This window comes from Billgrantia antri, from assembly GCF_017868935.1.
Taxonomy (GTDB): domain Bacteria; phylum Pseudomonadota; class Gammaproteobacteria; order Pseudomonadales; family Halomonadaceae; genus Halomonas; species Halomonas antri.
Genome location: NZ_CP053383.1, coordinates 1,412,038 through 1,424,361 on the forward strand (window position 1 = coordinate 1,412,038; position 12,324 = coordinate 1,424,361).

The window sequence follows — 12,324 nt, forward strand, 5'->3', positions numbered from 1 at the left end:
CTCTGCGCGAGCGAATAGCCGAGTCGATGCTTGCTCGGCTGGTGCAGAGCATCACTCTGATCTCTACGCAGCTTTTGGTTACCATAGAGGTGTCTGGATCGGCGTAGCGAGCGATTGAAAGGCAGCGCTGCCGAGGTTTCCTGCAACACCCCACGCCTGTGCCGACCCGACGGGGCGCAGTCGTGCTCGACGCTGGACGCCCCTCATCGCGGGCATGAATCGGAGCATTGCGTGAACGACTTTATGATCATAGGCGGCGGGGTCATCGGCATGCTGACCGCCTGCCAACTGGCCGAGGCCGGCCACGGCGTGACCCTGGTGGAGCGGGGCCGCTGCGGCCAGGAGGCTTCCTGGGCGGGCGGCGGCATTGTCTCGCCACTCTACCCGTGGCGCTACAGCGAGCCCGTATCCCAGCTTGCCCAGGGTGCCACGCACCGCTACGCCGAACTGGCCGAAAGGCTGCTCGAGTCCACCGGCATCGATATCGAGTACCGCCAGAAAGGGCTGCTCTACCTGCGGGTGGACGACGCCGAGCGAGCTTCCGCCTGGGCGCAACGCCAGGGTTGGCCGCTGGAGAAGGTGGATGCCTCCTTCATCTATGCGCGTGAGCCCTGGCTCTGCGAGGGGGTGAGCGAAGGCCTGTGGATGCCGACCCTGGGCAGCGTGCGCAATCCGCGGCTGTGCCGGGCGCTGCGTGCCCGGCTGGAGGCGTTGCCCCGCGCGACCCTGGTGGAGAATACCGCGGTGGAGCGCCTCGTCGTCGAGCGGGGACGCGCCTGTGGTGTGGAGACTGCGCAAGGGCGCCTCGCTGCCGGGCATGTGATCCTCTGCGGTGGTGCCTGGAGCGGTGTGCTGCTGGCCGAGCATGGCGTGGCGCTGCCGGTGCGACCGGTCAAGGGTCAGATGATGCTCTTCTCCACGCCGCCGATGCCCGGTGGCCGCCAACTGCTCGAGCGGGTGGTGCTGGCCGACGGGCGCTACCTGATCCCGCGCGGCGACGGGCGGGTGCTGGTCGGTTCCACCCTGGAACAGACCGATTTCGACAAGCGCACCACCGCGGAGGCGCGCGAGTCCTTGTGGCAGAGTGCCGTCGCCATGCTGCCGAGGCTGGCCGAGTGCGAGGTCGAACACCACTGGGCCGGGCTGCGCCCGGGCGCGCCTGACGGCATCCCCTTCATCGGTGCCGTACCCGGCATCGAGGGGCTCTACCTCAATGCCGGGCACTACCGTAACGGCCTGGTATTGGCGCCGGCGGCAACCCGACTGCTGGTCGACCTGCTGCTGGCGAGAGAGCCGGTCATCGATCCCACGCCGTATCGGACCGACCGTCGCCGGGTACGCTCAGCTGCGCTGGGCAGCCTGGATCGCCGTCAGGGCGATGGTGTAGACGATATCGTCGACCAGCGCCCCGCGTGAGAGGTCGTTGACCGGCTTGTTGAGCCCCTGCAGCATCGGGCCCACGCTGACCACTCGGGCGCTGCGCTGTACCGCCTTGTAGGTGGTGTTGCCGGTGTTGAGGTCGGGGAAGACGAACACCGTGGCGCGCCCGGCCACCGGGGAGTCGGGTGCCTTCTGTCGCCCCACGCTCTCGATCGCCGCGGCGTCGTACTGCAACGGGCCGTCGATCAGCAGGTCCGGCGCCATCTCGCGGGCCAGCCGTGTGGCCTGGCGCACCTTGTCGACGTCGGCGCCGCTGCCCGATTCGCCAGTGGAATAGCTGATCATGGCCACCCGCGGCTCGATCCCGAAGGCCTGGGCGGAACGCGCGCTCTGGATGGCGATCTCGGCCAGCGCTTCGGCGTCCGGGTCGGGATTCACCGCGCAGTCGCCATAGACCACCACTTGCTCCGGCAGCAGCATGAAGAAGATCGATGATACCTGGCGATAGCCGGGTGCCGTCTTGATCAACTGGAAGGCGGGACGCACGGTATTGGCGGTGGTATGGATGGCGCCCGACACCAGCCCGTCGACCTCGTCGAGTTGTAGCATCATGGTGCCCAGTACCACATTGTCCTGCAGCTGGTCTTCGGCCGTCAGCTCATTCACCTTGCCGCGGCGGCGTTCCACCATCGGCGCCACGTAGCGGTGGCGGATCCGCTCGGGATCGAGGATCTCGAGCCCCTCCGGCAGTTCGATACCACGGTTGCGCGCCACCTCCTCGACCTCCTCACGGCGGGCCAGCAGCACACAATCGGCGATGCCGCGACGCTGGCAAATGGCTGCGGCCTCCACGGTACGCGGCTCGCTTCCCTCGGGCAGGATAATGCGTCGGTTGGCGCGTTGGGCCAGCTTGACCAGTTGATGGCGAAACGCCGAGGGTGACAGCCGCCGGGTAAAGCCGCGACTGAGATGGTCCTTGAGCCACTGCAGGTCCAGGTGACCAGCAACGAAACGCGTTACCTGTTCGGCACGCTCCAGGTCGTCCATGGGAATGTCGTTACCCATCCGGCCCAGGTTCTTGGCCGTGGTAAAGCTGTCGGTATCCACCGCCAGCACCGGCATGCCGGTCTTCAGCGCCGGACGGCACATCTCGATCATGTTGTCGTTGGGCATGAAGCCGTTGGTCAGCAGTACGCCAGCCATAGGTACGCCGTTCATGGTGGCAAGCGCCGAGGCCAGCACGATGTCGTCGCGGTCGCCGGAGGTGACGATCAGGCTCCCCGGACGGAAGACATGCAGTGCATTGGCGGCGCTGCGAGCGCACAGGCTGGTGGAGAGCACCCGGCGATGGGCGGCTTCGCCCTCGTTGAGAAAGCGCGCACCGAGCGCCCTGGCCACGTCGACCACCCGCGGCGCGGTCAGGGCCGGGTTGTAAGGCACCACGCCGATCAGATGAAAGCGGTCGGTGGCCAGCGCCGGCGAGTGACGGCGCAGCTCGGTGAGAAAGGCATCGTCGAGGATGACGCTGCTGGTCCCAGGCGCGAGCGCCGGTTCCTCGGCACCGGGCAGGTTCTGCATGCGCATCAGAATGCAGCCCAGGGTGCGAGCCGAACCGACGCCGCCGAAGGCTCGGGCATGCAGGTCGAGCTGTTCGGCCAAGGCCTCGGGAGCCGCGGCATCGCCGCTGCCGACCAGAACGATCCGTGCATTGAGGGCATGCGCCAGTTGGGTGTTGAGCTGGGTCGCGTAGGTGCCATGGGCGGTAGGCACCACCCCCTCCACCACGATCAGGTCCGGTGCGCCTCCGTCGTGGCTGCTTGCTGCTTCGTCGAACAGCTCGATGACCTGCTCCATCAGCACGTCGAGGCGATCCTGGCGTAACAGCCGCTCCATGTCGGGCTGGGGGATGGGGGCCGGTGGGCGCAGTCTGAGGGTGCTGCCGACCAGAGCGGTGGAGCGGTCGGGGCCGGGGCCGTTGAGCTCGTCCTGGCGGAACGGCTTGAAGAAGCCGGTCTTGAGGCCGATGGTATCGAGGGCCTGCATCAGGCCGAGGCTGGCCGAGGTCAGGCCGACGCCGACGCCGGTCGGCACCATCAGCAGGACCTGGGTTGTCGGGCGTGCATCGTGCGGCGTCATGCGCTGGCCTCTTGCAGTTGCTGGCGGGTTTCGGTGGCGATCTGTCCCTCTTCGTCGGTGGGAATGACCCACAGCTGGCGGCCACCGGCGTCGATGCGGCCCTCGCGTCCGCGGATCGTCTCGCTGTTCACGGTGCGATTGAGCTGCAGGCCGAAGTGCGGCAGCAGCGAAATCACCCGTTCACGAACGCGGGCCGAGTTCTCGCCGATGCCGCCGGTGAACACCAGACCGTCGAGGCGGGGCAGGGCGCAGGAGAGGGCCGCCAGCGATTTGGCGATGCGGTAGCAGAACACCTCGATGGCCAGTGCCGCGCCGGGATGTCCATGCGCCTCGGCCGCCTCCAGCTCGCGCATGTCGTTGGTCAGACCCGAGAGCCCCAGCAGGCCGCTTTCACGGTTGAGCACCTCGTCGATGCGCTCGAGCGGCCAGCCCAACTGCCGCGCCAGGTGCGCATGCAGGCCGGGATCTACGTCGCCGCTGCGGGTACCCATTGCCACGCCCTCCAGCGGGGTCAGTCCCATGCTGGTGTCGAAGCTCTGGCCTTGCCAGATGGCGCAGGTCGAGCACCCGTTGCCCAGGTGGGCAGTGAGCCAGCCGCCGCCCTCCAGCCCGCTCAGCGTGTCGGCACGTTGACTGACGTAGGCGTGACTGGTGCCGTGGAAGCCGTAGCGGCGGATGCCATGATCGTGGTAGAGCGCCTCTGGCAGGGCGTAGCGGTAGGCCCGTGGTGGCAGCGTCTGGTGAAAGGCGGTATCGAACACCGCCACCTGGGGCAGACCGGGGAACAGCCGGCGCGTGGCCTTGACGCCTGCCAGGTTGGCAGGATTGTGCAGCGGGGCCAGCGCCGCCGTCCGCTCGATGGCGGCGACCACGTCGTCGTCGATCAGGGCGGCGCGGGTAAAGTGCTCGCCGCCGTGCACGATACGATGCCCCACCGCGATCGGCCGCTGTCCCTCCAGGCGATGGAGAATGGCTTCCAATGCCCGGGTGTGGTCGGCATCCCCGAGTGCCTGGGAGAAGGCATCTCCGCGGCTGTCGATGCCCTTGAGCCGGGCGTCGCTGCTGCCCAGTCGCTCGGCCAGCCCGGCCAGACGTGGCTGCCCCGGCGCGGACGGCACCAAGGCATATTTGATCGACGACGAACCACAATTGATGACCAGGACCGAGGCGTTCATCGAGACTCCGCGGGAGATGAGTGTAGTGGCAGGATAGACTTAAGACTTTAGTCTATCATCCTGGCGTCGCCACCGGCCCTGCTCCAGGTCAAGCAGGAAGTTTGTTAGCAGTCTATCGAAAATGCTGGCATGCTGAGGGCGTCTCTACCGCTGGAAACCACCATGACGACCGACACCGCGACGCTTGGTGCCGCTGCGCTGCTGCCGCGCCATCTCGCCGTTCTCCTGCTGGCCTCAGTCGCCACTCTGTTCGCCGGCAACCATGTTGCGGCCCGCCTGGCCTTCGATGAGGGTACCGGACTGTTGCTCGCCGTACTGGTGCGTTCCGCCGTGGCGCTCAGCGTGCTGGCAGTGCTGTTCCTCCTGCAGCGCAAGCGCTTCGCCTTCCCGAACGACGCGGGTCGCTGGCAACTGCTGGCGGGGCTGATGGTGGCCATTCAGAGCCTGTGTCTCTATTCGGCGGTGGCGCGGATCCCGGTCGTCGTGGCGCTGCTGTTGATGAATACCTTTCCCATACAACTGGCACTGTTGACCTGGGCGCTGGGAGGCCCGCGCCCGACGCTGCGCGCTGCGCTCATCATGGCGGCGATCCTGGTCGGGCTGGTGGTGGTGCTGGACGTGCCCGCCTGGCTGGCTTCGCCTGAAGCGCTCGGGCCTGATTGGTTGCCCGGCGTGGCTTTCGGGCTAGGGGCGGCAGCGGCTTTTTCCTGCGCCCTGTGGATCACGGAGCACCATCTGGGCGAGGTGGGCAGCACCCTGCGCAGCCTGTTGACCATGCTCACGGTCTTCGTCGTGATGATCGTGGCCGGCACCCTGCAGCTGGTACCGGGCGGCATGGCACTGCCGGCCAGCAGCACCGGCTGGGGAGCGCTGGTGGCGTTGGCGCTGCTTTACAGCGTGGCCTTCTCGGTGCTGTTCATCAGCGTGCCGCGACTGGAAATGGCACGCAACGCGCCGGTGATGAACGTGGAGCCGGTGGCTTCGCTGCTGCTGGGCTATCTGGTGCTGGGGCAGATGCTCTCGGCCACGCAGCTGGTCGGCGGAGCGATCGTGCTCGGGGGCATCGTGGTGTTGAGCCTGTCGCCGCGCTGAGCCTGCTTGCTGCCTGTCTCACCACGCGTCGATTCGTCTTGCACGCTCCCGGACTCTGTACCAGACTGAAAGCCGGTGTATGGAAACACTGTTTCTTAATGGAGGTGCGATATGAAAGCGCTTGCCGTTTCCAGCGCTGCGGTGCTGGCCGTTGCCTTCGCTGCCACGGCCCAGGCCCAGCAGTATCAGATGCCGATGTACCCTCAAACCTATGCCGGCGCCGATGCCATGTTCTGGGAGCTCGATCCCGACCGGGGCTCTTCGGCGGATTCCGTGGGGCTGCGCGTCAATGGCGGGATGAAGTTCAACGACTATCTCGCCGCCGAGGCTCACCTCGGCACTGGCGGCTCCGACGGTGCGGTCGATCTGGAGTATCTCGTTGGTGCCTACGCCAAGGGCATCCTGCCGGTTTCACAGGAGTTCCGCCTCTACGGCCTGGCGGGCTTCACCGAGGTGGATTTCGACGCCGACAGCGAGAGCGGTTTCTCGTACGGTGGTGGCGCCGAATTCGATGTGGCGCCCAACCTGGCCGTTGGCGCCGACTACATGCGCTACCTGGACGAGTCTGCCTACACCTTCGATGCCGCCAGCATCGGGGTTCGCTACCGCTTCTGAGGCGGCCTCGGCATGGCGACAGCTTGGCCCCCATGAGATGCCATGGGGGCCATTTCGTTAGCGGCTCAATCAGCCCCGGGCCACTCTCCATTCTCCTTCCAGCTCGCCAGCAGCCTGGGCAGGTGTTTGAGGTCTGCATTTTCCACGACCTCGACCTGAAGGCCCTGCAGACGCTGCAGCTCGGTAAGCCGCTGTCTGGCCTTGTCGAATTCCCCACAGGCCAGAAGCACTCGCGTGGCGGTGAGCCCCGCCGAGTGATTTAGCATTTCGTGTAGCCGCTTCAAGCCCTGTTCCAGGCAGGTCTCCGCGCCAGGGCGGGCGATGAGGCTTTCGACGAATAGTAGCTGATTGCGCTCGACCGCCAGGCAATTGGGTATCACCGGCCTGTCGTTGCGATCGACGTTCAGGTCGAGAAGATGGGCGCCGCTGCAAACCCTGGAGAGCCGCGCTTCATGAGCGCAGAGCCACACGTATTCCGTGAGCCAGCCCCCCCCAAGGTAATCAGCGCCTTCAAGCGAAGTAACGGAGAGCTGGCAGGGAGCTTGATTGTCCCATTCGAGCAGGCCGGCTTCGTTCAGCGCGGTCAAGGCATCGGTGGCCGGGAAGCGAGGGGTGGCATGCAAGCGCTGATTATCCGCTCCGGGCCTAAGCCGAGGTGGCGCATGCGGGTCTGGCTTCGCCAACACCCCGCCCTCGCCATGCACCATATCGTGCAGCTCACCGAGCAGGACGGCCAGGCGATCGGCATGATGCGCAAGATAACGCGTCAGGGACTTGCGCTGCAGGCAGGCCTGGCGCCACTCCTCGCTATCGGAGAGTGACCGGACTCGCTTGCGCCCGTTGGCCAGCAGATAGCGGTCGACGTCCAGCACCGGTTCGATGGCTGTGACGTCGGGAGCGGAGGCCGAGGTTTCGAAGGCCATGCGATAGAGCGCCCCGGTGGGAACGTCCACATACAGCCAGTCGGCGGAGCAGCGCCGCATGGCCTGTTGAAACAGCAAGGCGACAAGCGTACTGCAGCCACCTGCATCCAGGGTCACCGAGAGGCTGGGGGTGTCGAGCTGCTGTCGATATAGGGTCTCGGCCAGTTCGCCGGCGTAGCAGGCGCAGCGGTCGGGTTCGTCGGCGGGCAGGCGAGGATGTGTCTCGATCACGGTCTCGGCGGGCAGCTCGTGACGCAGCAGGATCGCCAGTCGCTCGGTTGCCTGAGGAGGGGATTGGCAGGGCACCAACACGACTCGCTGTGGGCGAAGCTGCAGAATCGGTATCAGGCTGACCTCTGGGCGCTCGGTCACCAGCGCGACGTGAAGGTGTGGCATGGGCTTGCTCCCTCCGCACTTGGTCCTTGCGATTCCTACAGGCTACATCCCAGCGTTCCATGCTGTCGCCTGTGGCGACAAAAAAACACGCCGGCCCGTGGCCGGCGTGATGGTCCTGCGACGGCATCGCGGTGCTTACACCTCCTTGTAGAGTTCGGCGCCTTGTTGGCGGAATTTCTCCGCCTGCTCCTCCATGCCCTGCATCACCGCCTCGGCATCGCCGTCCAGGCCGTGCTCGGCGGCGTAGTCGCGCACCTCCTGGGTGATCTTCATGGAGCAGAACTTAGGCCCGCACATGGAGCAAAAGTGGGCCACCTTGGCCGAGTCCTTGGGCAGGGTCTCGTCGTGGTACTCGCGGGCGGTATCCGGGTCGAGGCCGAGGTTGAACTGATCTTCCCAGCGGAACTCGAAGCGCGCCTTGGACAGCGCGTTGTCGCGGCGCTGGGCGGCCGGGTGGCCCTTGGCCAGGTCGGCGGCGTGGGCGGCAATCTTGTAGGTAATGATGCCGGTCTTGACGTCGTCCTTGTTGGGCAGGCCGAGGTGCTCCTTGGGCGTGACGTAGCACAGCATGGCGCAGCCGTACCAGCCGATCATCGCCGCGCCGATGCCGGAGGTGATGTGGTCGTAGCCCGGGGCGATGTCGGTGACCAGCGGGCCGAGGGTGTAGAAAGGGGCCTCGTCGCAGTACTCGAGCTGCTTGTCCATGTTCTCCTTGACCAGGTGCATGGGCACGTGACCAGGTCCCTCGATCATCACCTGTACGTCGTGCTTCCAGGCGATGCGGGTCAGCTCGCCCAGGGTCTTGAGCTCGGCCATCTGCGCCTCGTCATTGGCATCGGCCACCGAGCCGGGGCGCAGGCCGTCACCCAGCGAGAAGGCGACGTCGTAGCGCTTGCAGATCTCGCAGATCTCCTCGAAGTGGGTGTAGAGGAAGCTCTCCTGATGGTGGAACAGGCACCACTTGGCCATGATCGAGCCGCCGCGGGAGACGATGCCGGTGACGCGCTTGGCGGTCAGCGGCACGTAGCGCAGCAGCACGCCGGCGTGGATGGTGAAGTAGTCCACGCCCTGTTCGGCCTGTTCGATCAGGGTGTCGCGGAAAACCTCCCAGGTGAGATTCTCGGCCACGCCGTTGACCTTCTCCAGGGCCTGATAGATCGGTACCGTGCCGATCGGCACCGGGGCGTTGCGGATGATCCACTCGCGGGTCTCGTGGATGTTCTGCCCGGTGGAGAGATCCATGATGGTGTCGGCGCCCCAGCGGATGCCCCAGGTCATCTTGTCGACCTCCTCTTCGATGGAGGAGGTCACCGCCGAGTTGCCCAGATTGCCGTTGATCTTCACCAGGAAGTTGCGGCCGATGATCATCGGCTCGGACTCGGGGTGGTTGATATTGCAGGGGATGATGGCACGGCCCGCGGCCACTTCCTGGCGCACGAATTCCGGGGTGATTTCCTCGGGCAGCTTGGCGCCGAAGCCCTGACCGGCATGCTGGTGACCCAGGATGCGCTCGACCTCCGCTGTGCCCAAGGCTTGCCTGCGCTGATTTTCACGGATGGCGATGAACTCCATCTCCGGCGTGACGATGCCCTGGCGCGCGTAGTGCAACTGGGTGACGTTCTTGCCTTCCTTCGCGCGGCGCGGTGTGCGGGTCAGGTCGAAGCGCAGTGGGGCGAGCATGGGGTCGCTGGCACGGCGCTGGCCGTACTCGCTGGTCGGGCCGTCGAGGAACTCCGTATCACCGCGTTCCTCGATCCAGGCGCGGCGCAGCTCGGGAAGGCCGCGACGCAGGTCGATGTCGGCACGTGGGTCGGTATAGGGGCCGGAGGTATCGTAGACCAGCAGCGGCGGGTTTTCTTCGTCGGCACCGGAGGTCTTGGTCGGCGACAGCGAGATCTCGCGGAAGGGCACGCGGATGTCGGGACGCGAGCCCTCGACGTAGATCTTGCGTGAGCCGGGCAGCGGCTGGACGGCGGCCTCGTCGACCTTGGCGGTCTCGGCGAGAAAATGGGCGGTCTTGCTCATCGTTTGTTCTCCCTAGGGGTAACGCGTTTCAGGGTGTCAGGGAGGACAGGTGGGAAGTGACAGGGGCAGGGAGTCCGGTCTTGCCGAGCCTGCATGTCGCTTGATCCCTACGCTGGTCCTAGCCAGTTCAGGTTCAACGGGATCCATGCTCGGACGCGTGCGTCGCATGATCTCAGCCGTCTTCAACGGCACCCCGTCAAGCGTTTGGTGGTCGGGTGATCGCACGATCACCAGCCTACTGGGACCCACTGGGCTGACCAGAACCAGCGGGTGGATGGCGATGGGGCCAGGGGGCGATCAAAGCGCCCGATCCAGCCCCATCTGCCAGAAATCGATCTCGAGCCGGGTGGCATCGCGGAACACCTCGACGAGCTCGCCGAAGCGCGCCGGAGTGACGTCGGCCAGGCGTGCATCGAGCCATTCGAGCTCGGCACGCATGGCGTCCTGGAACTCCTCGCCCTCGTACATGGCGATCCAGGCGTCATAGGGGTTGGCGTTGCCGCGTACGGTCGCGTCCTGGGCGTTGAGCCAGTTGGCGATCTCGCCGTAACCCACCAGGCAGGGGGCCAGCGCAACATGAAGATCGAGCAGGTCGCCGCGGTTGCCGGTATCCAGCACGTATCGGGTATAGGCCATGGTGGCCCGCGCCTCGGGCAGCGCGGCCAGCTGCGCCTCGGAGATGTCCCACTCGCGGCAAAAACCGACATGAAGACCGAGCTCCACGTCGAGGATGGCCTTGAGCCCCTCATGGGCCTGGCGCAGGTCGGCCAGGGTGCGGCTCTTGTAGGCGGCCAGCGCGTAGGCGCGTGCGAAGTGGATCAGGAACAGGTAGTCCTGCTGCAAGTAGTGGCGGAAGGCGTCTTCTTCCAGGGTGCCGTTACCCAGGTCGCGCACGAAGTCGTGCTCGACATAGGCGCGCCAGTCGTCGTGGCAGGCGTCGGTCAGGTCGGTGAAGCGATAGCCCATCTTGCCTCCGGTGGTAAAGCGGATCCGGAGCGTGGGCGAAAGGAGAGTGGGCAGGGCAGATAAGGGAGTGCTGGTACCTGGCCACCGCTTGATTCCTACGCCGGTACGAGCCGGATCAGGTTCAACGGGCCCCGCCGTGACGACGCATCTGCAGCAGACATGTCGTATGGCGATCTCAGCCGGTTCCACCGGCACCCCGTCAAGCGTTGTGGCCAGTCTAGCAGGATGATGCCGTCTTGCCAGTCACCGCAGCGAAATGCGTCTTCAATAGAGGCGGTAACGCTTGTGATTTGGCACGCCCAGCTGCTCCTCGATCACTTTGCGGTAACGCTTGTACTCCCACTGGTATTGGGCCGGATCCAGGGCGATTGCGGCTTCCACGCAGGCGTTGACGCCGGTGGCCGACTGCGTCTCGTCGTCAGCGTAGACTCGCTCGTCGGCGGCGAGGAAGTGGATGGCGAAGCCCCGGCCGGGAAGGCGTCGCGCCACACCGGTGACCACCCTGGCATCGGTGCGTGCGACCAGCTTGGGCAGCAGGGTCGCGGTGTAGGCCAGGCGGTGATAGAAGGGGGCGAATACGCCGCTGCCCCAGTCGGGCTCCTGGTCCGGCAGGATACCGACGGCCTCACTGCGCTTTAGCGCCTTGAGCAGTGCGGCGACGCCGCGCGGGTTGGTCGGTACCAGGCTGGCGCCCATGCGCTCGCGCCCCTGACGGATCACCGGGTCGAGTTCGGCGATCTTGGGGGGCTCGTACATGGCGGTAAAGGGGAAGTGACTGGAGAGCCAGAAGTTGAGTACCTCCCAGTTGCCGAAGTGTGGGGCCAAGACGATGACGCCGCGCCCTTCGGCACGCGCATCGTCAAGCAGCTCGCGGCCATGGACCTCCAGGATGGCACGTTCGACCCGCTGCGGTTCACCCATCCAGGCGAAGCCGAGTTCGAGCATGGTGGCGGTGGAGTGGGTCAGACTCTCCTTGGCCAGGCGCTTGCGCTCGATGTCACTGCAGTCGGGATAGACCTCGGCGAGGTTGGTTTCAGTGACCTCGCGCTCGCGATGGCTGAAACGGTGGACCAGCGGGCCAGCGGTGCGGGCCAGCCGCCAGAGCATGGCGGGACGACGGCGGGCCAGGGTGCGCCACAGCGTGGCGATGGCGCGGCCCTGCAGTGTGGCGGTGGATGACTGCGGCTCGCTCATGGACTCAGATCAACCAGGCATCCACGTTATCGGGAGCGCGGTGCTCCTGCAGGCGCTTGATGCCCTTGACGCAGCGAAACACCAGCCAGACGATCACCACCAACCAGGTTACGAAGCCGATCAGTATCAGCATCAGCAGGCCGGAAATCGCGAAATAGAGCACCGCGAGCCAGAAGGTGCGAATCTGGTAGCGGTAGTGCTCGTCGAACCAATGGGGGCCCTGGCCGCGATAGACATAGGCGATCACCACGCCGATCAGCATGGTCAGGCCGCCGGTGACGATGCCTGCCAGGAACAGGGCATAGACGACAATGGGCAGGGTGGTATCGGGCGTACCACCCGAATCGATGACGCTGCGGCTCTCGGGACTATCGTTCATGAGGCATCCAGTCGATCTTGGTTTGCGACAATGATACCGGCCG

10 protein-coding genes and 2 riboswitches are annotated in these 12,324 nt (G+C 65.9%); of the genes, 3 read left to right on the forward strand and 7 right to left on the reverse strand.

Features of this window, described 5'->3' with window-relative positions; genetic code table 11:
• The first annotated feature begins 231 nt into the window (after positions 1-231).
• The gene (thiO, locus tag HNO53_RS06665; protein ID WP_209477188.1) at positions 232-1,416 is read left to right on the forward strand and encodes a glycine oxidase ThiO; all 1,185 of its coding nucleotides are present in this window, start codon (positions 232-234) and stop codon (positions 1,414-1,416) included.
• Here thiO and pta read toward each other — a convergent pair.
• Positions 1,342-3,516, reverse strand: coding sequence for a phosphate acetyltransferase (gene pta, locus HNO53_RS06670; RefSeq protein ID WP_209477190.1), 2,175 nt, complete (start codon positions 3,514-3,516; stop codon positions 1,342-1,344). The genes thiO and pta overlap by 75 nt on opposite strands.
• Entirely contained in the window at positions 3,513-4,691 is a 1,179-nt protein-coding gene (locus HNO53_RS06675; protein ID WP_209477192.1) for an acetate/propionate family kinase, read from the reverse strand. Before HNO53_RS06675 ends, pta begins: the two co-directional genes overlap by 4 nt.
• A gap of 162 nt (positions 4,692-4,853) precedes the next feature.
• On the opposite strand from HNO53_RS06675, the gene HNO53_RS06680 reads away from it, so the two are divergent.
• Both HNO53_RS06680 and HNO53_RS06685 read left to right on the forward strand, forming a co-directional pair.
• Complete coding sequence (locus tag HNO53_RS06680; RefSeq protein ID WP_242597565.1) at positions 4,854-5,783, forward strand: EamA family transporter; 930 nt, start codon at positions 4,854-4,856, stop codon at positions 5,781-5,783.
• A gap of 111 nt (positions 5,784-5,894) precedes the next feature.
• Complete coding sequence (locus HNO53_RS06685; RefSeq protein WP_209477195.1) at positions 5,895-6,398, forward strand: porin family protein; 504 nt, start codon at positions 5,895-5,897, stop codon at positions 6,396-6,398.
• Positions 6,399-6,463: 65 nt separating this feature from the next.
• On the opposite strand, the gene HNO53_RS06690 is transcribed toward HNO53_RS06685, so the two are convergent.
• The 5 genes from HNO53_RS06690 to HNO53_RS06710 all read right to left on the reverse strand — a co-directional run bounded on the left by HNO53_RS06690 (position 6,464) and on the right by HNO53_RS06710 (position 12,281).
• On the reverse strand, positions 6,464-7,717 hold the full coding sequence (locus tag HNO53_RS06690) for a PDDEXK family nuclease (RefSeq protein WP_209477197.1): 1,254 nt from the start codon (positions 7,715-7,717) through the stop codon (positions 6,464-6,466).
• Between the two features lie 135 nt (positions 7,718-7,852).
• Positions 7,853-9,742: a phosphomethylpyrimidine synthase ThiC gene (gene thiC / locus HNO53_RS06695; RefSeq protein ID WP_209477199.1), complete on the reverse strand. Its 1,890-nt coding sequence runs from the start codon at positions 9,740-9,742 to the stop codon at positions 7,853-7,855.
• 87 nt (positions 9,743-9,829) lie between these two features.
• A riboswitch (TPP riboswitch) is annotated at positions 9,830-9,948 on the reverse strand.
• A 91-nt stretch (positions 9,949-10,039) separates the two neighbouring features.
• A complete protein-coding gene (gene tenA / locus HNO53_RS06700; protein ID WP_209477201.1) occupies positions 10,040-10,708 on the reverse strand; it encodes a thiaminase II in 669 nt (222 codons plus the stop codon).
• 75 nt (positions 10,709-10,783) lie between these two features.
• Positions 10,784-10,917, reverse strand: a riboswitch (TPP riboswitch).
• 55 nt (positions 10,918-10,972) lie between these two features.
• Positions 10,973-11,902: a lysophospholipid acyltransferase family protein gene (locus HNO53_RS06705; protein WP_209477203.1), complete on the reverse strand. Its 930-nt coding sequence runs from the start codon at positions 11,900-11,902 to the stop codon at positions 10,973-10,975.
• A 4-nt stretch (positions 11,903-11,906) separates the two neighbouring features.
• Complete coding sequence (locus HNO53_RS06710) at positions 11,907-12,281, reverse strand: DUF4870 family protein (protein ID WP_209477205.1); 375 nt, start codon at positions 12,279-12,281, stop codon at positions 11,907-11,909.
• Positions 12,282-12,324 lie beyond the last annotated feature (43 nt).